This is a genomic window from Halobacillus sp. A1-3, assembly GCF_050971765.1.
GTDB lineage: Bacteria > Bacillota > Bacilli > Bacillales > Halobacillaceae > Halobacillus > Halobacillus mangrovi_B.
Genome location: NZ_JBPCEO010000004.1, coordinates 154373 through 178429, shown reverse-complemented (window position 1 = coordinate 178429; position 24057 = coordinate 154373). Strand labels below are relative to the sequence as shown.

Sequence of the window (24057 nt, the reverse complement as noted above, 5' to 3'; positions counted from 1 at the left end):
TCCATTAATACGTTTGTAAGTATTGTTCGCGTTCCCAAGGATGGACTTGCGTACGGAACATATCCCATTCAATTTCTTTCGCTTCAATAAAATGCTCGAATAGGTGCTCACCGAGGGCTTCAACCATAATCGGATCCTTCTGCAATTCTACAAGGGCATCGTAAAGTGTTGCTGGAAGGTCTTTAACACCGTGAGCTTCACGCTCTTTTTTATCCATCACATAGATGTTGCGGTCAACAGGAGCAGGGGCATCGAGTTTATTTTCCACACCATCAAGTCCTGCAGCTAATAGCACAGCCATCGCCATATATGGGTTCGCTGCCGGGTCAACACTTCGCACCTCAATACGCGTGCTCAGACCACGAGAAGTCGGTACACGTACAAGTGGACTACGGTTTTGGCCGGACCAAGCAACATAACAAGGGGCTTCATACCCGGGAACGAGACGCTTAAATGAGTTCACTGTAGGGTTCGTTACTGCTGTGAAGTTCGTCGCATGTTTAATAATTCCAGCTGTGAACTGATACGCTACATCTGAAAGCTGTTCCTTGCCACTTTCATCGAAGAAAGCATTTCCGCCTTCATTGAATAATGACATGTTTGCGTGCATTCCGGATCCATTCACACCAAATAGAGGCTTAGGCATAAAGGTTGCATGCAATCCATGCTGACGTGCGATTGTCTTAACAACTAATTTAAATGTTTGAATATCATCACAGTGCTTCACAGCATCGGAGTATTTAAAGTCAATCTCATGCTGTCCTGGAGCTACTTCGTGGTGAGAAGCTTCAATTTCAAAACCCATTTCTTCTAGTTCAAGAACGATATCACGGCGACAATTTTCACCTAGATCTGTAGGAGCAAGGTCGAAGTACCCGCCTTTATCATTCAATTCCATTGTAGGGTCGCCTGCTTCATCTAGCTTAAACAAGAAAAATTCTGGTTCTGTTCCGATGTTAAAGGCGGAAAATCCAAGTTTCTCCATTTTTTTGATGTTGCGCTTCAGATTATAACGCGGACAGCCTTCAAATGGAGTCTTGTCTGGGTTGTAAATGTCACAGATGAATCGGGCCACTTTCCCTTTTTCCGATGTCCAAGGGAAAACGACAAATGTATCTAAGTCTGGCACAAGATACATATCAGATTCTTCAATTCGCACGAATCCTTCTATGGACGATCCATCGAACATCATCATTCCTTCTAGTGCTTTATCTAACTGGCTTAGTGGGATTTCCACGTTTTTAATTGTGCCGAGCATATCCGTAAATTGCAGTCGGATAAACCGGACGTTTTCTTCATCAATTTTTTTGTAGATTTCTTCTTTAGTCAAACCCATTCAATATTCCCCTCTCAACATAATTTAATGGAAGAACCTAGATAATTCTCCCTGCCGAATACCTAATTTCCCTTGTCGTCCCGCGGTGAATAGTTCTTGTTGGAGCATACGGCGAAGTTCTTTTTCAGAAAGTTCATTATGAACTTCATGAACCTGTTCTTCATCGTACGCTTCGTTCTTCGGCTGCTCGTTAAGCTTAAGAACCTTCTTAATACCCGCCATATTCACTCCCTGGTCAATGAGGTCTTTAATTTCTAATAATCGATCGACATCATTAAACGAGAATATACGGCGGTTGCCTTCTGATCGCGCAGGAAAAATCAGCTCGTGCTGTTCATAATATCGTATCTGGCGAGCAGTAAGATCCGTTAAAGATTGAACAATCCCCATCGGGAACAACGGCATAGAACGACGAATTTCATCACTCATCGATGTGCCTCCTCCCCATAAGAATGATACTTTAATTATACGTGAGACAGGGGATATGTCAACATATGTGAGAAATGTTCACATAATAAAATAAGAATAAAAAACCTCAGTCAGATATCGATAAGAAATACCTGTTTCATTGCATATTTATCATCTTATTCAGGATAATACAAAGCGTAGAGAGACATTTCTTGTCAGAAAATCTCAGTATCTACCCGATGTGGGATGAATATCTTGTCTTCAATCAACTGTGTCACTGCTTGGGTAACTGCAATTTTTACATGGGCGTAGGTTAATCCACCTTGAACAAAAGCGGTGTAAGGTGGACGGATCGGCCCGTCTGCCGTTAATTCCAAACTTGCTCCCTGGATGAACGTACCTGCTGCCATTATGACGTCGTCCTCATATCCAGGCATTGCACTAGGCTGAGGGAGAACATGAGAATTAACAGGGGAAGCTTGTTGAATCGCCTGACAAAAGCGGACCATCTGTTCTGCTGTTTCGAAATTGACCGATTGAATCAGGTCTGTCCTTTTCGCATCAAATGCTGGGTTCGTATTAAAGCCTAACTTCTCTAAAAACTTCGCTGTGAAAATGGCTCCTTTTAAGGCCTCACCGACTACATGCGGTGCCAAAAAGATCCCCTGATACATTTCTTGCAAACTGTTCAGGCTTGCTCCTGTTTCTTTACCTAAACCTGGAGCGGTAAGACGATAACTGCACAATTCAATTAGATCTTTTCTTCCTGCTATGTACCCTCCAATCCTGGTAATACCTCCACCAGGATTTTTAATTAGCGAACCAGCAATCAAATCTGCCCCAGCTTCGATAGGTTCGCGTGTTTCTACGAACTCTCCGTAGCAATTGTCAACGAAAACCACTGCATCCGATTTAACTTGACGCACTTCCTTAATGATTTGAGAGATGTCTTCGATAGTAAAAGAGGGACGATCATCATACCCTTTCGATCTTTGGATAGCGACAATCCTGGTCTCAGTAGAGATCATTTCTTTTATTCGTCCGACATTAAACGAACCTTCCTTTGTTAAAGGAATCGAGTTGTATGAAACTCCGAAATCTCTTAACGATCCTGTGTCTTTACCGTCTTTTTTCCCAATCACTTCGTGTAGCGTGTCATATGGCTCGCCAGTAATGTATAATAGCTCGTCCCCCGGTCTCAGGACTCCGAACAAGGCTGTTGTGAGGGCATGGGTACCAGAAATAAGCTGAGGGCGGACGAGCGCATCTTCAGCTTTAAATATTTCCGCATACAAATCTTCTAATGTATCTCGCCCAAAGTCATCATAACCATAGCCTGTCGTTGGGTTAAAATGGGAGTCGCTCACTCTCAACTTTTGGAAAGCGTTCAAAACGTTGGCCTGATTCACCTCGACGATTTGGTTAACTTCCTTGTGTTTATGAATAATTTCTTCTTCTGCTTGTCTTTTAACTTCTTGTATATTCACGGTGCTTTTCCTGCCTTTTTGAAATCTTATAAAATCTGATGCTTTAGTGGGTGCTCTGGATGAATAAATCCATGAAGAGCATACCCTTCTTTCTCTTCTAAAAATTGCAAAGATGTAATCATGCTGTATTTCTTAAACTGCTGTAGCAGCTTTCCATCTGAAGCTGGCAAGAATAGGTCATATTCGTGCCATTCTTCTTTTAATACCCCTTCCACTTTATCCAGAATGCGTTTTATATCAATTCGATCATGAACACTGACGGTTAATGATGGATGGATATTTGGTATGAAGTCATCATTTAGTAAGTCCTTCTTGTTGTAGACAGTAAGGATCGGGAGGTGACCTGCTTCCAATTCTTCTAATAGACGCAACACAGTTCTTTCCTGTTGGATATGATCAGGGTGTGAGGCATCTACCATATGAATGATAAAATCTGCTTCTGAGACTTCCTCAAGAGTTGAACGAAACGCAGCAATCAATGTTGTAGGGAGATCTTGAATGAACCCTACTGTATCAGATATAAGCGCCTGAAAACCTGATGGAAGACTCATTTGTCTTGTTAAGGGGTCAAGCGTAGCGAATAACAAATCCTCTTCAAAGGATTCACTTTCTGTTACCCGATTAAAGAATGTTGATTTTCCTGCGTTGGTATAACCAACAATGGCGATTTGAAAAGCCATGTTTTCTTTTCGGCGTTTTCGGTACTGTTCTCGCTGTTTCACAACTGTATTAAGTCTTGTTTTAATATCATCTATCCTTCTCTGAATGTGCCTGCGGTCTGTCTCCAGTTTCGTTTCACCAGGTCCACGAGTTCCGATTCCGCCACCAAGACGAGAGAGTTCGGTCCCTTGTCCTGCTAGCCGCGGCAATAAATATTGAAGCTGAGCTAATTCTACTTGCAGCTTTCCTTCCTTTGTACGGGCACGCCCAGCAAAGATATCCAAAATAAGCTGACTGCGGTCAATAACGCGTCGTTCAATTCGATCCGTTATATTCCTTAACTGACCAGGGGAAAGCTCATCATTGAATATAACAAGATCAGCATCAATCTCATCTGCAGCTTCTTTAATTTCTTCAAGCTTCCCTTGTCCTAGATATGTAGCCGGGTGAACCCGGTCTCTATTTTGGGTAATGACTTTACATACTTCTCCATTAGCCGTTTCCGTTAAGGATTGCAGCTCTTCAAGAGAAGATTGAAACCGTTCTTCCTGTTCTTGTGGATCTTTTCTTGCTACGAGGATGACTTGTTCTTTTGCCTTCATTGTAACACCTTCTTTTCTGCTCCTCTTTTTCTTCTCCATCATATCAAAAAAATAGCAGGATAGATATTTGCATCCATTAATGGTAGTTATAGCGTGATTGGATTTCAGCAAAGTCTTCTGGCTGAAGCGTCATCAAAGTTGATTTACGCTGATCAAGACTGCATACAACCCTCCAGGCATGCTTTCTTATAGCTTCCTCAATTACATTGCGCACATACCTTGCATTAGAAAAGTTATATGATGACTCCGAACAGACGTGCACAAGGTGATTGAACAATTTTCTTTCCGCTTCTTTCGTCAAGCAATACTGGCGTTCTTTCAGCATCTCAGAAGCTATTCCTGATAACTCTGTTGCAGAATAATTAGAAAAAGATAGTTGAATAGGAAATCTAGAAGCAAGGCCTGGATTGATTTTTAGAAAATCATCCATCTCATCAGGGTACCCTGCCAAAATAATAATTAATTCGTCATGGTGATCCTCCATGCATTTAACAATCGTATCAATGGCTTCTTTTCCAAAATCCTTTTCCCCACCGCGAGCAAGCGAGTAAGCTTCATCTATAAAGAGTACTCCCCCTAAGGATTTATGAATCAGGTCTTTCGTTTTCTGCGCGGTATGCCCGATATACTCGCCTACCAAATCACTTCGATCTGCTTCTATAAAGTGACCTTTCTCTAGCACATCGATTTCACTGAAGAGCTGGGCTACCATACGGGCAATTGTCGTTTTACCCGTACCAGGATTTCCTTTGAAGATCATGTGTAAAACCTGCCCATTTGATTTCAATCCAACATCTTTTCTCTTTTGAGCTACTAAAACCTGTGCATAAATCTCTTTTATACGAATCTTTAAATTTTCCATTCCTATGATGGAAGAGAAGTAATCATCAATTTTACGAAAAGGAGTCAACGTATTCTCTTTGGATTGGACTTGTTGAACCGGAGTTGCTTTCCCTTTCGATTCGTTTAGTACAATATTGATCGTACCAGGTTTGACTGCCTTTGCCTGCGATTGCACATGGATCCCTCCTCGTTTCCCTTCATCATACGCAAAAGGGATATCACCTGTGACAAACGCCCAGACAACGAAAAAAACGGAAGCTGTCAGAAGCTCCCGTTTTTTTCCGTCCTCACCATATTGATTCAATTTAAAGAGTGAAATTCTTACTTTTATTCCTTATCCAATGAAACGTTTTTCATCGGTGCAAAAGTTGAAATCGCATGTTTGAAAATTAACTGCTGCTTCCCTTCTGTTTCAAGGAGCACGGTAAAGTTATCAAACGCCTTAACGACACCGCGTAATTGGAAGCCGTTCAGTAGAAAACAAGTCACCTGCATACGTTCTTTTCTTAATTGATTTAAATAGTTGTCTTGAATATTTACGGATTGAGCCATGGATCTTCCTCCTCTTTTCTATCTGTAATACTACCATTCTATGTTTTACTTCAGCATTCCTGCAAGATCGTCCAAAATTGTTGCAAATTTCTCTTCGTAATTATTTTCTGTCACTTCATACCAGTTTACATCCATTTTGTTTCTAAAGTAGGTGTATTGTCGTTTAGCGTAGCGTCGGGAATTGCGTTTTAAAAGTTCAATCGCATCATTCAAGCTATATTCCCCTTTAAAGTATGGAATCAACTCTTTGTATCCAATGGCTTTCATGGATTGTTGATCTTCCAACCCCTTGTCATACAGGCTTCTTACTTCGTCTACCAGCCCTTCATCTACCATTTTGTCGACCCTTTTGTTAATCCGTTCATATAGCTTCTCACGATCCATTTCCAGACCAATGATAATAGGTTGAAAAGGAGACTCATCCGGCTGCTCTCCCTGATAATCACTCATCACCTTACCTGTTGTTTCGTAGACTTCGAGTGCTCTTAATACACGCCGTTTGTTATTAGGATGAACTCTGTTTGCTTGTTCAGGATCGACTAATGTTAAGCGGTCATACATGTGCTTCATTCCTCTTTCTCTTGCTTCCTCTTCTAACCTCTTGATCACTTCATCATCTTTTTTCGTTTCAGAAAAATTGAAGTCATAGAGGGTTGCTTGTATGTAGAGCCCTGTACCTCCCACAATGACAGGGAGTTTACCATTTCCATCTATTTTATAAATCAAACCTTGTACCGTATTTTGAAATTCTGCAACTGAAAAATCTTCAGAAGGGGCCTTTAAATCAATCATGTGGTGTGGAATTCCTTCCATTTCTTCTTTTGTCACTTTGGCTGTTCCTATATCCATTGACTTGTATATTTGCATAGAATCACCACTGATGACTTCTCCGTCAAAGCGTTTAGCGATTTGGACGCCGAGTTTTGACTTACCTACCGCAGTCGGTCCGACTACAGAAATGACTTTTGGTTTTTTCATAAATCTTCCCTCCTTTGCACTGATTCTTATTATACATGAATCCCTCTACAATCATACCTCAGCAACCTAACTAACGGAATTCGTTACCAACACTAACGGAATCCGTTATTAAAATTCAAAATATTCGTTAGTTTCACTATCGAGATTCGTTAGTTTATGTTATAGTATAAAAAAGGAGGCGTATCACAGTGGTACATGAAAGAATTCGTTCACTTAGGAAAGATAGAGGTTTTACACAAACGATGTTAGCTGAAAAAGTCGGTGTGTCTGCCCAGGTCGTCTCAAATTGGGAACGGAATTATACTTCTCCAGATTTGGTCGACTTGACGAAGATTGCTCATGCGCTTCATACCACTGCGGATTATCTTCTAGGTCTCAGTGATGAGCTGGAAGATGAAATGCGTGAAATCAAACAACTCCTCGAAACCAAAGGTTATGATAAACCTGTATTTTTTGATAAAAAAGCATGGTTCGGTATTCAGCCGGATGAAATCAAACAGATCGATAATTATTTCCGTTTTTTATTGCAACAAAAAAATATATCTTGACCCCTCCCCTACTCCGAACGATGGGATAGATTGTCTTGATTCAACATTTACATACCGCTCTGTGTTTGACTGTAATACGATTATGTCAACTTAGAGCGGTTTAATTATGTCTAATCTTCTGGGAGTAACAGGAAATGGCAGCCTTTTTCTCGAATATGTGTGTATAGGGAGGCGATATGTCTATGGATGCAAAAGAAAGGTTGAAGGGACAAAAAGTTGAATTTAATTGTCCCAACTGCGGGAATAAAGTAGAAGCAGGAGCTGCAGCAATTTTTGAGGATACGAATCATGTGAACTGCCCTCACTGTGACTCGGAAATTCATCTTCAAAACTCTCAAGCATTAAGTAAGTTAGAAAAACAATGGAAAGGGCTTAAAAAATGGACCAAGTCTTAATGCCACAAAAATAAGCTCAACACCTTGGGTATAGGTGTTGAGCTTTTTTGGTGTTTCACGACATTACTCTCTTAAACATTTTCTCCATCTCATATTCCGAGAAGAAAACGATAATCGGTCTGCCATGAGGACAAGTAAAGGGATCCGTCGATTTTCTGAGATCTTCAAGCAGCTGAAACATATCTGATTGATTTAAATAATGGTTTGCTTTAATTGAACGTTTACACGACATCAGAATTGCAGCTTCTTCTCTTAATTTCAGTATATCTATCCGCTCTTTGTTTGTAAGCTGCTCGATCATTTCATGAATGACTTCTTCTTCAAATCCCTTTGGAAACCATTGGGGATGGCTTCTTACAATAAAACTGTTATCTCCGAATGGTTCGAAGAATAGACCGACTTCTTCAAGTTCCTCTTTGTACTCTTCAATACGGAGAGCTTCTTGTCTTGAGAAGTCAAAGGTCATAGGCACGAGCAATTCCTGAACTTCATGATCTACTTCTGCCAGCTTGTCTCGGAAAAATTCGTATTTAATTCTTTCCTGAGCTGCATGCTGATCGACAATATACATTCCTTCTTCATTTTGAGCCAATATATAGGTCCCATGAAGTTGACCGATTGGATACATGGTCGGTACTCGGTCAACTTCATCTTCATATTGATGATTTTTTTCTTCTTTTTCTTCTTCTGTTTTCTCCGAAGGTGGTTCAAACTTTGTTGTCATCTCTTTAAGGACTTCATCTTGTTGATTAGCGTAATTCTCCTTTGGCTTAGGAGGCGGCGTCTCTTTTATGAGATGATCCATTGACTCTTCCCGATTTTGGTGAGCTTCTTCTTTATGATTGTGGTCGAAGTTGAATGTCCCCTGGGTACTTACTTGCTTTTTCGGCTTAGGCTTGGACTGCTCAACATTAGGAATTAACGTTTCTTTCCGAAATGCTTGACGAATGGTTTCTTCAAGTACCTCGAACAATTCTTTTTCCTTACTAAATCGAACTTCCAGTTTTGAAGGATGAACGTTGACATCGACGAGAATTGGATCCATTTCAATATTCAGCACAACAATTGGACTTTTTCCAATCGGAAGCAACGTGTGATACCCCTGCAAAATGGCTTTGTTTAAAGGGATGTGCCGAATGAACCGCCCATTAACAATGGTAGACATATAATTACGAGAAGCTCTATAGATTTCGGGTTTTGCTACATACCCTTTTACTTTAAAATCGAGTGTTTCTACTTCGATTGGAACCATCTTTCGTGCAACATTGGCTCCATAAATGTTTGCTACGACTTGAAGTAAATCTCCCCGACCATTTGTTTGAAAGATTTGCTTTTCATTATGCATGCAGGTGAACTTCACTTCTGGATGTGCCAGTGCCATTCGATTCATGACATCCGTTATATGACCAAGCTCTGTGTGGATGGTCTTCATATATTTTAAACGAGCAGGCGTATTAAAAAATAGTTCTTCAACCGTAATATCTGTTCCCTGCCTTGCATCGCTTTTACCCTCATTAACGAGTTTACCACCCTCGAGATCCAGCTTTGTTCCTGCCTCATTTCCAGTTGAGGTTTGAATCGTAAGCCGACTAACTGCGGCAATACTGGCAAGAGCCTCGCCACGGAAGCCAAGTGTTCGCACATGAAACAAATCATTTTCATTGCTTATTTTACTTGTGGCATGCCGGTAAAACGCCCGTTCACAATCTTCCTGATCCATACCGGCACCGTTATCTGTTATCCGAATCCTCTCAAGTCCTGCTTCTAAAAGCTCAACATTGACCCAAGTAGCCCCTGCATCAATGCTGTTTTCTACTAACTCTTTTACGACAGAGGCTGGGCGCTCGACAACTTCCCCGGCAGCTATTTTATTGGACAAATGATCTGGCATTAGTTGGATTCGCCCCATCTCTGTACCTCCTTTATTACTTTATGACTTCATTTTTTTCTGTAGTTGATAAAGTTCATTCATTGCATCCATTGGAGTCATTTCTAACAAATTTAAATCTTGTATGTGCTGTTCAAGTTGACTGTCAGATGGCTCAGTATTACGTGTCTTCGGAGCTTTCTCCTCAATGAACAAACTCAATTGCTCTTCTTCTGCACTAGCTGCTGCTTCTGCTGGTGAAGAAGCACCTTCTAATTGAACAAGTAGATCGGTAGCTCTTTTAATCAGAGGCTTTGGAAGGTCCGCGAGTTTGGCCACATGGATGCCATAGCTTTCATCAGCTGGTCCTTCTTTAATTTGGTGAAGGAACACGACATTGCCTTCGTACTCTTCCGCCCTAACGTGAACATTTTTCAAACGATCCAGTTCGCTCTCAAGGGAAGTAAGCTCGTGATAGTGCGTTGAGAATAAGGTCTTAGCTTTTATATGTTCATGGATATGCTCGACGATTGCCTGCGCTAATGCCATTCCATCGTAGGTACTCGTCCCCCTGCCGATCTCATCAAGTAAAATCATACTGTTTTCAGTTGCGTGCGCAAGTGCATGATTAGCTTCAAGCATTTCAACCATGAACGTACTTTGTCCTGAGACAAGGTCATCTGCAGCTCCAATCCGGGTAAATATTTGATCAAAGATTGGCAGGTCAGCAGACTCGCACGGAACAAAACTTCCCATCTGTCCTAAAATCGCAGTAAGAGCAAGTTGCCTCATATACGTACTTTTACCGGACATATTAGGTCCTGTAATCAAAAGGACATCCGTTTCATCATTCATATAGATGTCGTTAGGAACAAACGTGTCTCCTTTTAACACTTTTTCAACGACGGGATGTCTTCCTTGTTTGATATCTACAGTTCTTGTATTTTCTTTATAAGTCGGCCGTACATAACTGTTTGTTTCAGCCGTCTGGGCAAATCCTTGAAGGACATCGATTCTACTAATTTGATCAGCTAAATGCTGCAATTTTTGAACATAAGTTTTTACTTGGTCACGAACTGTGAGGAACAATTCATATTCAAGATCAACACTTTTTTCTTGCGCCTCCAAAATGATCGATTCTTTTTCTTTTAATTCCGGAGTTATGAAACGCTCGGCATTAGTAAGGGTTTGTTTTCGTTCGTACATCCCCTCTGGCAAAAGACGCAAATTAGCTTTGGTGACTTCAATATAGTAGCCAAAAACACGGTTATATCCTACTTTTAATGACTTGATCCCCGTTGTTTTTCTCTCTTTTTGCTCTAATTCTGCAATCCACTGCTTACCGTTTTTTGAAGCGTCTCTATACTCATCCAATTGATCATGAAATCCGTCACGAATCAGACCCCCTTCTTTAATCGTCATCGGAGGATCATCAGCAATACTCGCTTCCAGCAATTCTTTCAATTCCTGAAGCGGATCGATCGAATGATAAAGCTCTTCAAGGGATGGGTGAGTGAAATCACGTAACGTTTCTAAAATTTCAGGAATCTTACGCAAAGAATTTCTTAATTGAATTAAATCTCTCGCGTTTACATTTCCGTAAGCTACTCTTCCTGCCAGACGTTCCAAATCGTAAACAGAAGTTAACTGCTCTCTTAAGGTTTCACGCTCTAGGAATTGATTAAGAAATCCTTCTACCTGACTGTGCCGAGTTTCAATCGATTTTTTGGATAGCAGAGGACGTTCCATCCATTTCTTTAGCATCCTCGCTCCCATTGAAGTAATTGTTTGGTCGACGATGGATAATAGACTGCCAGATTTTCCACCTTTTCTAAGTGTTTCAAGTAATTCAAGATTTCGCTTTGAATACATATCCAAAGTCATATATTGCTTTAACTCGATAACTTTAACAGGTTGTAAATGATCAAGGGTACGCTTTTGCGTTTGTTGAATATATTGAAGTAATCGACCAAAACCAATTTTAAGTTTATCTTGTTGAACGTCAGCTACCAGATCAACGAAAGCTTCCTCGATAGTGGTCTCATCCTGATAAGAAACGGTATAACCAAGACGTTCCTTTAACATTTCTTGTTGCTCTGCCGGAAAGTCACTGGATACGACAACTTCTTTTACTGGGCGGCTGTAGAGTTCCCCAATAGCGGCATCAAATCCGTCCGTGACAAGAGCCACGCTATTTTCCCCTGTAGTCAAGTCATTATAGCTTACTGTATAGGTGCCATCTTCGAACTTACTTAAGGAAGCGATATAATTGTTTTCTTTCTCATCGAGCATGCTTCCTTCCATTACTGTCCCAGGAGTAATCATTTGAACAACTTCACGTTTAACTACACCTTTTGCCTGTTTAGGGTCTTCCACTTGTTCACAGATAGCGACCTTGTAGCCTTTTTCAACCAGTTGTTTTATGTAATTTTCTGCAGAGTGATAAGGGACACCGCACATCGGAATTCTTTCTTCCGTTCCCCCATCTCTGCTTGTTAAAGTGATTTCCAATTCTTTCGAAGCAGTAAGTGCATCTTCAAAGAACATTTCGTAAAAGTCGCCTAACCTAAAGAAAAGAAAAGCATCTTTTTGCTGGGCTTTAATTTTCAAATACTGCTGCATCATGGGTGTATAGTTTGCCATAAGGTAAATCCTCCAAAACGATCTTTATTCATACTTTACCAATTATAGCACACATCCTTAGGTGCCTTGAATAAAATGAAATGGAAATTGCAAAAGACCCCAAAGGTATGGGGTCAAAAAGAAATCCTCGCTGAATCAGCAAGGAATGTAGGTTTAATCATCTTTATCATGATCATCGCTGGATGATGACGGAAGAAAATCAGGATCAATCGCAGAAAAATCATCAGAAGATAGCTCATACTCATAGTCATCATCATGATCGCAGCCGTGTGGGTCAACCTTGACACACAATTTTGTCTCACCAATTACATCAACAGTAAATTCTCTCTCTACTTCTACTGTGATTTTTTGACCATTTCCAGAGATGTTAGCCTCAAGGCAATTTGGCTGCTGCACCACTTTCGCAATCACTTCAACATCATCGTGGATACAGTTTTCATCTTTGACAGCTAATCGAACATGGTCACAATAGCTTACGCGTTCAGTCACAACTTCTGTTTTAGTGTTGTCATTGTAGGAATACCAGACGTTCGTATCATAGCCGCCGGATATTTCTACATAGTCCCCTTTTTTCTTCGCATTGTAAATATGATTGATTACCCAACAGCCTAGGATACTTGTTGGACGGTGTGAGGGACTGATCGTGTGTGTCGATTCCGTGAACTTTTTACCTTTTCCGATTACAGCTTTTGTGATGATTTCTCTGTAATCACGCTCAAAAAAAGACATATGGTTTCTCTCCTCCTTATTCTACCACCCATCCTATGCAGGGGTTGGGCGAATGGTGACTAACAGGATAAAGGCCTAAGGACGTGTTTAATTCATTCTATGCAAAAGCCCAAAAAATTGTACGAAAAAAATCCGTCAAAAGGGAAAACCTCTTGACGGACGTGTCTATATCAACAAAAAATATTTATTTTTTGTTCAAAAAAACTTAGTGGCACCCACTATTTTGTGTTTTTGAACCTGTTTCTCCTTTAAGCAAGTTTCCTCCGGTAGATCGAATAATTTCATTCGTCACTTCACGGGAAATGGTGCTTGAAATCATTTGGAGAATATCATTGATGACAACTTGCGACTCTTTAAACTCAGCTACGACAGGAATTTCATCAAGCTCATTTTGCAGACGATCGATTTCACCCTCTACTTTTTGCAAGGCTTCCTGTTTTCCATAAGCCTGGAAGTTGACCGCTTGTTTTTGTAAAGCTTTGATCTTTTTGATATGAGACTGAACCTTCTGATTGTCGTTCAACTTAGATTCCAACTGCTTAAAGCGATCGATCTCTTCGATATCTGCCATCATTTTGGCAAGTTTATGAGCTTCCTCAACGACTTGTTTACGTGTATATTGTGCCATTTTATTTCACCTCTACGCTTGCTTCAACCATTTCGCCATCTAAGGACCAGGTCTTCGCTTTTGTTATTTTGACGGGAATGATGTTTCCAATAGTTGTTCTTGGTGCTCTGAAGTTCACGAGTTTGTTACGTTTTGTATAGCCTGCGAGAACATCCGGGTTATTCTTACTTTCTCCCTCAACCAGCACATTTACGATTTCACCTTCATATTGTTTCATCGCTTCAGCCGATTGAGCATTGACTAATTTATTCAATCTCTGCAGCCGCTCTTTCTTTTCTTCCATAGATACATTATCTTTCATTTTCGCAGCTGGGGTATTATCACGCGGGCTGTAGATAAACGTATAAGCCGCTTCAAATCCAACCGCTTCTACTAGAGAAAGAGTGTCTTGGAACTGTTCTTCTGTCTCATTCGGGAACCCTACAATAATATCAGTAGTCAACGTCGCTTCAGGCATGGCTTCACGAATTTTTCGAACAAGCTCTAAATATTCCTCTCTAGTGTACTTACGTCCCATGATTTTCAAAATATCCGAGTTTCCGGATTGGACCGGCAAATGAATATGGTCAAGCATATTGCCGCCCTTAGCTAAAACTTCAATCAGACGATCATCAAAATCACGAGGATGCGATGTTGTGAAACGAACTCGAGGAATGTCGATACTTCGAAGCTCGTCCATTAAATCCCCTAGACCGTATTCTATGTCCAAGTCTTTTCCGTACGCATTCACATTCTGCCCGAGAAGTGTGATTTCTTTATACCCTTGAGCAGCTAGGTGGCGCACTTCCTGGATAATGTCTTTAGGAAGCCGGCTTCGTTCTTTACCTCTTGTATAAGGGACAATACAATACGTACAGAATTTATCGCAACCATACATAATATTGACCCATGCTTTAATTTTTCCTTTACGAGACCTCGGCAGATTTTCAATGATGTCTCCTTCTTTCGACCATACATCAATGACCATTTCCTTGCCGAACATGGCTTCCTTTACTAATTGAGGGAGTCTGTGAATGTTATGTGTTCCGAAAATTAAGTCAATAAACGGATGTTTTTTAAGTATGCGATTAACGACGGATTCCTCTTGAGACATACAACCGCACACACCAATAATCAAGTTCGGATTCTCCATTTTCAATGGTTTCAAATGGCCGATTTCGCCGAAGACTTTATTTTCTGCGTTTTCCCGTATTGCGCATGTATTTAGAAGAATGATATCCGCTTCTTTCGTATCTGAAGTGGACTCATAGCCCATCTCTTCAAATATACCGGCCATAACTTCAGTATCATGCTCATTCATTTGACAGCCGTAAGTACGGATCATGTATTTCTTATCTTTTCCAGATTGATCCATATCTTCAGGGATCTCAAAATCATACAGTACATCGGTTTCTTTTCTCTTTCTGCGCTGCGCATCCCTCATATTTGGAGGTTGGTAAGTGGTTTCAAAATATTTCATGAAATCTTCACTAGTTTTCTGCTTTATACGATTCAGATTGTCTTGTTCAGACACCTTTTTTTCAGGTTTTTCTTCACGAATTTGCGACATTTCCTTTCGCTGTTGTTCGTTCATTTCGATCTCCTTTCAAACCGTGCCTTCTAACTGTACTATTATATCAATGATTAGACAAAATTTTAAGTATAACTTAAAGCATTCTCACAAATCGTACCAGTTTCACATAGAAAAAGCCACTATGATGAACAACATCATAGTGGCTTTCAGACATTACAGTATGTTCAACTTCTTCCCGACTTTTTCAAAAGCATCAAGGGCTTCTTGCAATTCTTCTTTTGAATGTTCGGCTGTTACAATCGTTCGAATTCTTCCTTTCCCTCGTGGAACGGTTGGAAAGACAATCCCTTGTGCAAAAACACCTTCATCGAAAAGTTCATCAGAGAATTTGTGTGTAAGTGCGTCGTCTCCAATCATGACTGGAGTTACAGGGGTTTCACTAATTCCTGTATCAAACCCAAGGGCACTTAATCCATCCTTGAAGAATTTAGTGTTATCCCAAAGTTTTTCGATCAACTCTGGTTCGTTTAAAAGGACGTCAATGGCAGCATCGTTAGCAGCTGTAACTGCAGGCGGATGAGAAGTACTAAACAAGAACGGACGCCCTTTGTGAATTAAGTAATCTCTTAACGTTTTCGTACTAGCCACGTAACCTCCGAGTACTCCTATCGCCTTACTTAACGTACCAACTTGGATGTGCACACGCCCATCTAGATTAAAATGATTTACTGTACCGCGGCCATTATCACCAAGTACTCCACTTGCATGGGCATCATCAACCATGATTAGCGCATTGTACTTCTCGGCAAGTTCTACGATTTCAGGCAGAGGGGCGATGTTGCCGTCCATAGAGAAGACACCGTCAGTAACAACAAGACGTGTACGATAATCTGAACTTGCTTTTAATGCTTCTTCAAGAGACTCCATGTCAACATGTTTATAGATTTTACGATCTGCCTTCGTTAAGCGAATCCCATCAATTATGGAAGCGTGGTTCAATTCATCTGAAATGACCACGTCCTCTTTTCCAAGAATAGAGGATAAGACACCCTGGTTCGTTGTGAAGCCAGATTGGAAAACAAGTGCCGCTTCTGTATGCTTAAATTTTGCAAGCTTCTCCTCAAAATCTTCATGCATCTTAAGCGTACCCGCGATCGTACGAACAGATCCTGTTCCGACCCCATACTCCTTATTCGCTTGATCTGCTGCTTCTTTCATTTTAGGGTGAGAAGTGAGTCCTAAATAGTTGTTGGAAGATAGCTGGATGACTTCTTTTCCTTTGATCTTCACTTTTGATCCCTGTGCTGATTCTAAAGGGATCAGTTGTCTAAACGTTCCTTCGTTTTTCATTTCATCTAATTGTTCTTGTAAATATTCAAAGCCTTTCATAAAAGAAATCCTCCTCCAGTTTTATGGGTGTAACACAACTTTTCCACATTTTCCTTGATTCATCAATTCAAAGCCTTTTTCAAACTCCTCCAGCTTCAAATGATGAGTAATCATAGGTTTAACGTCAACTTGGCCGGAATGTAGGAGTCTTGACACTTGCTGCCAGGTTTCATACATTTTACGACCAGTAATTCCCTGCACTTCTACGCCTTTAAATACGATATCGTTCGTTACATCAAGGCTCACTCGTTTTGTCGGTAGGCTGAGTATGGAAACCCTTCCTCCATTTGTGATCATTTTAAAGCCTTGATCCATAGCAACAGGATGTCCGCTCATTTCACAAACGACATCTACTCCATGTCCGTTTGTCAGACTTCTAGCTTTTTCTACAGGATCTTCTTCTCCTGAATGAATGGCAGCCGTCGCTCCCATTTCTTCAGCCAGTTGCAAGCGATATGAGTTTAGATCAAATGCTAACACTTGAGAAGCTCCAGCTGCTTTAGCAACACCAACTGCCATAAGTCCGATCGGACCGCACCCAATAATCGCGACAGATTTTCCAGCTACATCACCGTTAAGGACTGTATGTACAGCATTCCCCATCGGTTCCTGGATAGAAGCGATATCTGTCGGCATGTTAGCAGGATTTTTCCAAAGGTTGCTTGCTGGAAGTGCCACATATTCTGCAAAACATCCTTGCGTGTCGACACCGATAATCTTAGTATTTTCGCAGATATGAAATTTACCCATTAAACACTGTGGACAATGCCCACAAACCAAATGAGTTTCTGCACTGACATAATCCCCTATAGAAAAGTTGTTAACTTTTTCGCCAACTTCTACAATTTCTCCTGCAAATTCATGTCCAAATACGTATGGAGGCTGGACGCGACTTGCGGACCACTCATCCCAGTTATAAATGTGTACATCCGTTCCACATATGGAAGTAGCCCTAACTCGAATCAGCACTTCATCTTCTTTGATAGAAGGAATGTCAACTTCCTTTAATTCTGCTCCAACTCCTCTATGATGCTTAACGATTGCTTTCATTGTTCCATTCACAGTGAACACTCCTAATCTAGTATAAAACCTCTATATAAACAATACTAACATGAATATAGATTATATCAAGTTAACTTGTCCACTGTGAAAGGACATTAGGCTGTCTGATTTCACTCTCATGGATATGTACTTTTGTATGGATTTAAGAGAGACCCAATCCATTCGTTAAATTTCTTATTTGAGCCATCAAAAAAACCGCACTCTATTTTAGAGTACGGCTTGCTTGTATGAAGGTAGGGCGACTAATTAACTACCGAGGTTCGACAATCAACTTAATTGCCGTGCGTTCCTCCTCATCAATCATAATGTCGGTAAAGGCAGGAATACAAATTAAATCCATCCCACTAGGGGCTACAAATCCTCTGGCTATCGCAACCGCTTTGACTGCTTGATTAAGTGCTCCTGCACCTATCGCTTGAATTTCAGCAGTACCGCGTTCTCTTACTACGTTTGCCAAAGCTCCTGCTACTGAATTAGGTACGGATTTAGCTGATACTTTTAATACTTCCATTACTAGCTCCTCCTTCAATCACTATAGTTGTTCCATAACTACTATATTCCTGGAGATGTAGAATATTACCTTTTTCCATTATGAATCAATTTGTCACAAAATTCAAATAATCATTCGAAGAAGGGATGATCATCATTGATTAATATACGCTGAACTTTTTTTGCATGCCCCGACTTCTCATCTACATCTACCAAAAATCCGCTTAGTTGTGCTCTTCCCTTTTTTGGAACTTCAAAACGTACTGGTAGATTTGTAAGGAAGCGCTTAATTACTGATTCTCGATCCATACCTAAAATTTCATCATAAGGACCGGTCATACCTACATCTGTTATATAAGCGGTACCTCCCGGTAGAATTCTCTCATCAGCGGTTTGAACATGGGTATGCGTTCCCACATTTGCGCTAACTCGTCCATCCACGTACCAGCCCATAGCCTGCTTTTCACTCGTAGTCTCAGCATGAAAATCAAGGAAGATGATAGAGGTTCGTTTTTTAGCTTCTTCTATCAATTCATCTACTTTTCTGAAGGGATCATCATTGGGGGCTAAGAACGTGCGTCCTTGGAGATTGATAACAGCGACCTCTCCCTTAGGAGTTTTCACAAAAGTCATTCCCTTTCCTGGCGTGCCTTCAGGAAAATTGGCTGGACGGACAAGGTAATCAGCATCATCTATAAAATCAAAAATTTCTTTTTTATCCCACGCATGATTCCCTAGGGTTACGGCCTGAGCTCCTTTTTCGAGAAATCTTCGATAAATTTTCTCAGTAATCCCTTTCCCTGAAGCAGCATTTTCGCCATTGACGATCGTTACTGCCGGTTGATACTTTTGCTTAAGTTTCGGTACATATTCGTCTATCATATCTCTACCTGGAGAACCTACAACGTCTCCAATAAATAAAATTCTCATAATCGATTCCTTTCTATGTCTTTTACTATATAGTCATTTGCAAAAGGATTTCTCCTTAAACAGAAATGAAGCGGCCTAAGGCCGCTTCATCATATTATTTCGCGTACTCCACAGAACGTGTTTCACGAATCACTGTTACTTTAATATGACCTGGATAATCGAGTTCTCCCTCGATTCGGTTTCGAATATCTCGTGCCAATCTAGTAGCTTCAAGATCATCAATTTCATCAGGGCGAACCATAATTCTCACTTCACGACCTGCCTGAATAGCAAAGGACTTTTCAACTCCATCATAGGATTCGGAGATTTCTTCAAGTTTTTCAAGGCGCTTAATATAATTCTCAAGCGTCTCACTTCTTGCTCCTGGGCGTGCCGCTGATAGAGCATCAGCCGCCGCAACTAATACGGATATGATAGAAGTTGGTTCCTCATCACCGTGGTGGGAAGCAATCGCATTGATGACGGTGTCATTTTCTTTGTATTTCGTTGCTAGTTCTTTACCAATCTCAACGTGGCTGCCTTCAACCTCATGGTCGATAGCTTTTCCAATATCATGCAGCAAGCCTGCTCGACGTGCGAGCATTTCGTCCTCCCCTAACTCTGCAGCTAATAAACCCGATAAATAAGCTACCTCTGTAGAGTGTTTTAAGACGTTCTGGCCGTAGCTTGTACGATATTTCAAGCGACCAAGGATTTTGACTAGGTCCGGGTGAAGTCCGTGAACTCCCACTTCGAAAGTAGTTTGTTCGCCAACTTCGCGAATGTAGTCATCTACCTCACGACGTGATTTATCCACCATCTCCTCAATTCGAGCTGGGTGAATTCTTCCGTCCTGGACAAGTTTTTCGAGAGCCATTCGAGCTGTTTCTCTGCGAATTGGATCAAACCCTGAGAGAATGACAGCTTCCGGCGTATCGTCGATAATTAAATCAATCCCTGTCAACGTTTCCAACGTGCGGATGTTACGGCCCTCACGTCCAATGATTCGGCCTTTCATCTCATCGTTTGGAAGGTTAACAACAGAAACCGTCGTTTCTGCAACATGATCAGCAGCACATCGTTGCAGGGCAAGTGAAAGAATGCTTTTCGCTTTCTTATCTGCTTCTTCTTTCGCACGATTTTCTGCTTCTTTAATCATTAGAGCTGACTCATGCGATACTTCCTGCTCCACTCGTTCGAGTATGATTTGTTTCGCCTGGTCTGATGTCAAGCCTGAAATGCGTTCAAGCTCGGTTTGCTGTTCTTGAAGCATAGCTTTCACTTTGCTTTCCATTTCTTCAATTTGTTGTTGTCTCTCGGCAAGAGCTCCTTCTTTCTTTTCGAGTGAAAGATCACGCTGGTCAAGCGTTCCACTCTTACGATCAAGATTCTCTTCTTTCTGTGTTAAACGATTTTCAGTTTTCTGCAGTTCCATGCGGCGTTCACGGATTTCGTTCTCCGCTTCTTGACGAAATTTCTGATTCTCTTCTTTGGCTTCAAGAAGAGCTTCTTTTTTCGCTGATTCAGCATTGCGCCGACCTTCTTCCACAATCTGTTTGGCAAGCTCTTCAGCGCTGGAAATTTTCGCCTCCGCAATCGATTTCCGAATAAGATAACCAACAACAGAACCGACGATAAGGGCAAGCAAAATGAAGATGAGCGAGGATATTAAATCCATATTTTCACCTCCTCTTGCTATGAACTTGGTCCGTTTGTCGGTAGTTACAAACGTTTCATTTTCAGTTTCATTTTAGTTAAAATAAGGGTATAAAGATGAAAATGATACACATTCATTTTATGCTTGACTATGCGTAATGTCAAGGAATCGTCAAATCTATCCTTCGACTATTTTGAAATATTTAAAACTATCAGTCTTTTCCTGTTCCTAATAAAGAGGTTCAATGGTAGAGATAACCTATTAAGATAGCAAAAAGAGCAGAGCCATTATCTGGATCTGCTCTTTTTATTATAGGATTATACGTCGAGGGTTTCTTGACTTTCCGCATTGGACGCATTTCCGTCTTCATCATACTCCATGCCGTAATGTTCACGGACCAAGCGTTTAACTTCATCATACACTTCCGTATTTTCTTTCAAGAACTGTTTAGCATTCTCTCGGCCTTGCCCCAGGCGTTCATCATTGTAGGAATACCACGAACCGCTCTTCTGGATTAGATCAAGATCCGTACCGATATCAAGAAGTTCACCTTCTCTTGAAATTCCTTCTCCATACATAATATCAACTTCAGCCTGTTTGAATGGAGGAGCCACTTTGTTTTTAACAACTTTCAATCTCGTTTTATTTCCAACCATTTCGTTTCCTTGTTTCAAAGTTTCAGCACGACGGACTTCGAGACGGACGGAAGAATAGAATTTAAGCGCACGGCCGCCCGGAGTCGTTTCTGGATTACCAAACATGACGCCAACTTTTTCGCGAATTTGGTTAATGAAAATCGCAGTCGTCTTAGACTTATTGATTGCACCGGAAAGCTTACGAAGAGCTTGGGACATTAAACGTGCTTGAAGTCCAACGTGGGCATCTCCCATTTCTCCTTCAATCTCGGCTTTAGGCACTAGTGCAGCTACGGAATCGATAACGACCATATCCACTGCACCGCTGCGAACTAGAGCTTCTGCAATCTCTAGAGCTTGTTCACCAGTATCTGGTTGAGATAGTAAAAGTTCATCTATATTTACCCCTAAGTTTCGAGCATAAACAGGATCCAATGCGTGTTCAGCGTCGATAAATGCTGCTTGACCACCTTTACGTTGTGCTTCCGCAATGGCGTGCAGGGCTACCGTTGTTTTACCGGAAGATTCAGGTCCGTAAATTTCTACGATTCTGCCACGAGGATATCCTCCCACACCTAACGCCACATCTAGCGCGAGCGACCCACTCGGAACGGTATTAACTTTCTGTTCAGCGTTTTCTCCCAATTTCATGATGGAACCTTTGCCGAATTGCTTCTCTATCTGACGTAATGCCATATCTAATGCTTGTTTACGATCACTCATACTATACCGCCTTTCAAAATTTCTACTCCTATCATAACTTGTTTTTTTCGGTTTGCCAACTAAAAAAGCGAATAAATGTTCCCTTTTTTTATAAAACAAATATGCGATACTTCAAATTTCCCTATAAGAAACTTGAAATACCGCATGGACTTATACTATGATTTTGCTTTTTTAAGCTTGTGGAAAAGCAGTTCATACCCTTTCTTGACTGCCCTGTTGCGGATTTTATCACGACTTCCATCAAAATAGTAATGCTCTACAACCGGCTTTTCATCACAATATTGAAGACCAATGAAAACACTTCCCGGCTGATGGCCTTCGCTCGAATCAGGACCGGCTACACCTGTAAAACTGATAGTAATATCCGCCTGAAGTAAATGCTGTACATTCAGGGCCATCACCTCCGCACACTCATAGCTAATCGTTCCAAATTCTTTAATAATAAAATGTGGAACTTGAAGAACCTGCTCTTTTGTCTCGGGAGTATAAGCAACCAGGCTTCCTTGACAGACAGAGGAAGCCCCTGGAAGAGAGATCATTTTTTCAATGAACCTTCCTCCTGTCAGACTCTCTGCAGCACCGACTGTAAGTCCTTGCTCTTTGAGGAGGTCTCGCACCTTTGTTTCTATCGTTACTTCATCACTTCCATAATAATAACTTCCCACTCTTTGAAGCACAGCCGCTTTTATAGACGCAATTTTTTGACGGGCGTCCTGATCAGATTCCCCAGTAGCTGTTATCCGCAGTGATACTTCCCCTTCACTAGCGAGGGGCGCAAGTGTAGGATTTTTCTGCTCGTAAATCAGGTCAGACAATTCATCTTCAAGTGCCGATTCCCCAATACCGATAAATCGCATCATTTCTGAGACGATTTCCGATTTAAGGTCGAAACCATTACGAAAATAAGGGAGAACCCGCTCCTGCATCAACATTTTCATCTCTGAGGGCACACCAGGTAAAAACACCCACACCTTACCAGCTTCCTCAACGATCTGGCCGGGAGCCATCCCTTCATCATTTTGAAGTACACTCGCACCTGATAAGACAAGCGCCTGCTTTTTATTATTTTCTGTCATAGATTTATTGTTTTTTTCGTAATACTTTTGGATTCTTTCCATCGAAGCTGTATCTTCCGTAAGGTCGTGTTTTAAAACGTCTTTTGCTGCATCTCTTGTCAAATCATCTTCCGTTGGTCCAAGCCCACCTGTAACTACTATGACATCAGATCGACTTTGGGCAAGTTGGAAAGTATCTTTAACACGTTCTAAGTTATCTCCTACTACACTGTGGCGATAAACAGGAATCCCAATGGAGGCTAGCTTTTGTGAGATCCATTGGGCGTTAGTATTAGGAATTTGACCGAGTAATAGCTCTGTTCCTACTGCTACGATTTCTGCATTCATTTCGAATCTCTCATAACGTGCCAATTTTTCTGGAAATATTCATATCCAGAATAGACGGTAATGATAAGTGCCAAATACAAAGCAATCGTTCCTAGTGGGAACCCTACAAAAGCAAACGGCCAGTTGTGGAGCAGCAATAAAGATATAGCGATAATCTGAATCCAAGTTTTTAATTTACCCATTTGGCTTGCAGCGAGTACTGAACCTTCCCCAGCTGCTACAAGTCGAAGCCCAGTTACAGCAAATTCGCGGCTGATAATCGCGATAACGATCCATGCAGGGGCGAGCCCTATTTCTACAAGCAGAATTAAAGCTGCGCTGACAAGCAGCTTATCAGCTAGAGGATCGAGAAACTTACCCAAATTTGTTACAAGGTTATATTTTCTTGCAATGTACCCATCAATCCAGTCCGTTGTAGAAGCAATAATGAACAGAATTGCTCCAGCAAGGTGGGAAACAGGCAGTTCAGCTTCTCCCATTTGGAATGTTCCCCAGTTGAACGGGACACTCATCAAAATAATAAAAATCGGGATGAGAAGAATTCTAGATATCGTAATTTTGTTTGGCAAATTCATAATTTCACACTCCTGAAATCAAATAC

General features: G+C 41.1%; 22 protein-coding genes. 2 read left to right on the top strand and 20 right to left on the bottom strand.

The window, feature by feature from the left end:
- Positions 1-4: 4 nt before the first annotated feature.
- From glnA to miaA, 7 genes are all read right to left on the bottom strand, one after another.
- Positions 5-1336 (bottom strand): type I glutamate--ammonia ligase, encoded by a 1332-nt coding sequence (glnA, locus tag ACRYKC_RS08705; RefSeq protein ID WP_433806345.1) that lies wholly within the window; start codon positions 1334-1336, stop codon positions 5-7.
- Positions 1337-1360: 24 nt separating this feature from the next.
- On the bottom strand, positions 1361-1765 hold the full coding sequence (locus ACRYKC_RS08700) for a MerR family transcriptional regulator (protein ID WP_433806344.1): 405 nt from the start codon (positions 1763-1765) through the stop codon (positions 1361-1363).
- A 194-nt stretch (positions 1766-1959) separates the two neighbouring features.
- Positions 1960-3231, bottom strand: a complete 1272-nt coding sequence (locus tag ACRYKC_RS08695; RefSeq protein ID WP_433806343.1) for a methionine gamma-lyase family protein — start codon at positions 3229-3231, stop codon at positions 1960-1962.
- A gap of 26 nt (positions 3232-3257) precedes the next feature.
- Positions 3258-4493, bottom strand: coding sequence for a GTPase HflX (gene hflX, locus ACRYKC_RS08690; protein WP_433806342.1), 1236 nt, complete (start codon positions 4491-4493; stop codon positions 3258-3260).
- A gap of 76 nt (positions 4494-4569) precedes the next feature.
- Entirely contained in the window at positions 4570-5511 is a 942-nt protein-coding gene (locus ACRYKC_RS08685) for an AAA family ATPase (RefSeq protein ID WP_433806589.1), read from the bottom strand.
- 152 nt (positions 5512-5663) lie between these two features.
- The gene (gene hfq, locus ACRYKC_RS08680) at positions 5664-5888 is read right to left on the bottom strand and encodes an RNA chaperone Hfq (RefSeq protein WP_085029892.1); all 225 of its coding nucleotides are present in this window, start codon (positions 5886-5888) and stop codon (positions 5664-5666) included.
- A gap of 45 nt (positions 5889-5933) precedes the next feature.
- Positions 5934-6866 carry a tRNA (adenosine(37)-N6)-dimethylallyltransferase MiaA gene (gene miaA, locus ACRYKC_RS08675; protein ID WP_433806341.1) on the bottom strand — a complete coding sequence of 311 codons (933 nt, stop codon included), beginning with the start codon at positions 6864-6866 and terminating at the stop codon, positions 5934-5936.
- Positions 6867-7054: 188 nt separating this feature from the next.
- On the opposite strand from miaA, the gene ACRYKC_RS08670 reads away from it, so the two are divergent.
- Both ACRYKC_RS08670 and ACRYKC_RS08665 read left to right on the top strand, forming a co-directional pair.
- A complete protein-coding gene (locus tag ACRYKC_RS08670; protein WP_433806340.1) occupies positions 7055-7414 on the top strand; it encodes a helix-turn-helix domain-containing protein in 360 nt (119 codons plus the stop codon).
- Positions 7415-7596: 182 nt separating this feature from the next.
- On the top strand, positions 7597-7809 hold the full coding sequence (locus ACRYKC_RS08665; RefSeq protein WP_433806339.1) for a hypothetical protein: 213 nt from the start codon (positions 7597-7599) through the stop codon (positions 7807-7809).
- A gap of 55 nt (positions 7810-7864) precedes the next feature.
- Here the strand turns inward: ACRYKC_RS08665 and mutL are convergent, their stop codons facing one another.
- From mutL to pgsA, 13 genes are all read right to left on the bottom strand, one after another.
- Positions 7865-9718 carry a DNA mismatch repair endonuclease MutL gene (gene mutL, locus ACRYKC_RS08660; RefSeq protein ID WP_433806338.1) on the bottom strand — a complete coding sequence of 618 codons (1854 nt, stop codon included), beginning with the start codon at positions 9716-9718 and terminating at the stop codon, positions 7865-7867.
- Between the two features lie 21 nt (positions 9719-9739).
- Positions 9740-12319: a DNA mismatch repair protein MutS gene (mutS, locus tag ACRYKC_RS08655; RefSeq protein WP_433806337.1), complete on the bottom strand. Its 2580-nt coding sequence runs from the start codon at positions 12317-12319 to the stop codon at positions 9740-9742.
- Between the two features lie 153 nt (positions 12320-12472).
- Positions 12473-13048, bottom strand: a complete 576-nt coding sequence (locus ACRYKC_RS08650; RefSeq protein ID WP_433806336.1) for an outer spore coat protein CotE — start codon at positions 13046-13048, stop codon at positions 12473-12475.
- Positions 13049-13253: 205 nt separating this feature from the next.
- Positions 13254-13676, bottom strand: a complete 423-nt coding sequence (locus tag ACRYKC_RS08645) for a YlbF/YmcA family competence regulator (protein WP_433806335.1) — start codon at positions 13674-13676, stop codon at positions 13254-13256.
- A gap of 1 nt (position 13677) precedes the next feature.
- Positions 13678-15249, bottom strand: coding sequence for a tRNA (N6-isopentenyl adenosine(37)-C2)-methylthiotransferase MiaB (gene miaB, locus ACRYKC_RS08640; RefSeq protein ID WP_433806334.1), 1572 nt, complete (start codon positions 15247-15249; stop codon positions 13678-13680).
- A gap of 153 nt (positions 15250-15402) precedes the next feature.
- Positions 15403-16578, bottom strand: a complete 1176-nt coding sequence (locus ACRYKC_RS08635) for a glycine C-acetyltransferase (RefSeq protein WP_433806333.1) — start codon at positions 16576-16578, stop codon at positions 15403-15405.
- A gap of 21 nt (positions 16579-16599) precedes the next feature.
- Entirely contained in the window at positions 16600-17640 is a 1041-nt protein-coding gene (gene tdh, locus ACRYKC_RS08630) for an L-threonine 3-dehydrogenase (protein ID WP_433806332.1), read from the bottom strand.
- Positions 17641-17890: 250 nt separating this feature from the next.
- Positions 17891-18151: a stage V sporulation protein S gene (locus ACRYKC_RS08625; protein WP_008640081.1), complete on the bottom strand. Its 261-nt coding sequence runs from the start codon at positions 18149-18151 to the stop codon at positions 17891-17893.
- Positions 18152-18261: 110 nt separating this feature from the next.
- Positions 18262-19059, bottom strand: a complete 798-nt coding sequence (locus tag ACRYKC_RS08620; protein ID WP_433806331.1) for a TIGR00282 family metallophosphoesterase — start codon at positions 19057-19059, stop codon at positions 18262-18264.
- Positions 19060-19153: 94 nt separating this feature from the next.
- The gene (gene rny, locus ACRYKC_RS08615) at positions 19154-20716 is read right to left on the bottom strand and encodes a ribonuclease Y (RefSeq protein WP_433806330.1); all 1563 of its coding nucleotides are present in this window, start codon (positions 20714-20716) and stop codon (positions 19154-19156) included.
- A 296-nt stretch (positions 20717-21012) separates the two neighbouring features.
- Positions 21013-22053: a recombinase RecA gene (gene recA, locus ACRYKC_RS08610; protein WP_433806329.1), complete on the bottom strand. Its 1041-nt coding sequence runs from the start codon at positions 22051-22053 to the stop codon at positions 21013-21015.
- 155 nt (positions 22054-22208) lie between these two features.
- Positions 22209-23456 (bottom strand): competence/damage-inducible protein A, encoded by a 1248-nt coding sequence (locus ACRYKC_RS08605; protein ID WP_433806328.1) that lies wholly within the window; start codon positions 23454-23456, stop codon positions 22209-22211.
- A complete protein-coding gene (pgsA, locus tag ACRYKC_RS08600; protein WP_433806327.1) occupies positions 23453-24031 on the bottom strand; it encodes a CDP-diacylglycerol--glycerol-3-phosphate 3-phosphatidyltransferase in 579 nt (192 codons plus the stop codon). Before pgsA ends, ACRYKC_RS08605 begins: the two co-directional genes overlap by 4 nt.
- Positions 24032-24057 lie beyond the last annotated feature (26 nt).

Coding starts and splice junctions, on each gene's coding strand:
- miaB (WP_433806334.1), bottom strand. CDS start 15,249: ATGAACGAACAACAGCGAAAGGAAATGTCGCAAATTCGTGAAGAAAAA.
- ACRYKC_RS08635 (WP_433806333.1), bottom strand. CDS start 16,578: ATGAAAGGCTTTGAATATTTACAAGAACAATTAGATGAAATGAAAAAC.
- hflX (WP_433806342.1), bottom strand. CDS start 4,493: ATGAAGGCAAAAGAACAAGTCATCCTCGTAGCAAGAAAAGATCCACAA.
- rny (WP_433806330.1), bottom strand. CDS start 20,716: ATGGATTTAATATCCTCGCTCATCTTCATTTTGCTTGCCCTTATCGTC.
- mutL (WP_433806338.1), bottom strand. CDS start 9,718: ATGGGGCGAATCCAACTAATGCCAGATCATTTGTCCAATAAAATAGCT.
- glnA (WP_433806345.1), bottom strand. CDS start 1,336: ATGGGTTTGACTAAAGAAGAAATCTACAAAAAAATTGATGAAGAAAAC.
- pgsA (WP_433806327.1), bottom strand. CDS start 24,031: ATGAATTTGCCAAACAAAATTACGATATCTAGAATTCTTCTCATCCCG.
- hfq (WP_085029892.1), bottom strand. CDS start 5,888: ATGGCTCAATCCGTAAATATTCAAGACAACTATTTAAATCAATTAAGA.
- ACRYKC_RS08700 (WP_433806344.1), bottom strand. CDS start 1,765: ATGAGTGATGAAATTCGTCGTTCTATGCCGTTGTTCCCGATGGGGATT.
- mutS (WP_433806337.1), bottom strand. CDS start 12,319: ATGGCAAACTATACACCCATGATGCAGCAGTATTTGAAAATTAAAGCC.
- miaA (WP_433806341.1), bottom strand. CDS start 6,866: ATGAAAAAACCAAAAGTCATTTCTGTAGTCGGACCGACTGCGGTAGGT.
- ACRYKC_RS08625 (WP_008640081.1), bottom strand. CDS start 18,151: ATGGAAGTATTAAAAGTATCAGCTAAATCCGTACCTAATTCAGTAGCA.
- recA (WP_433806329.1), bottom strand. CDS start 22,053: ATGAGTGATCGTAAACAAGCATTAGATATGGCATTACGTCAGATAGAG.
- ACRYKC_RS08645 (WP_433806335.1), bottom strand. CDS start 13,676: ATGGCACAATATACACGTAAACAAGTCGTTGAGGAAGCTCATAAACTT.
- ACRYKC_RS08650 (WP_433806336.1), bottom strand. CDS start 13,048: ATGTCTTTTTTTGAGCGTGATTACAGAGAAATCATCACAAAAGCTGTA.
- ACRYKC_RS08605 (WP_433806328.1), bottom strand. CDS start 23,456: ATGAATGCAGAAATCGTAGCAGTAGGAACAGAGCTATTACTCGGTCAA.
- ACRYKC_RS08620 (WP_433806331.1), bottom strand. CDS start 19,059: ATGAGAATTTTATTTATTGGAGACGTTGTAGGTTCTCCAGGTAGAGAT.
- ACRYKC_RS08665 (WP_433806339.1), top strand. CDS start 7,597: ATGGATGCAAAAGAAAGGTTGAAGGGACAAAAAGTTGAATTTAATTGT.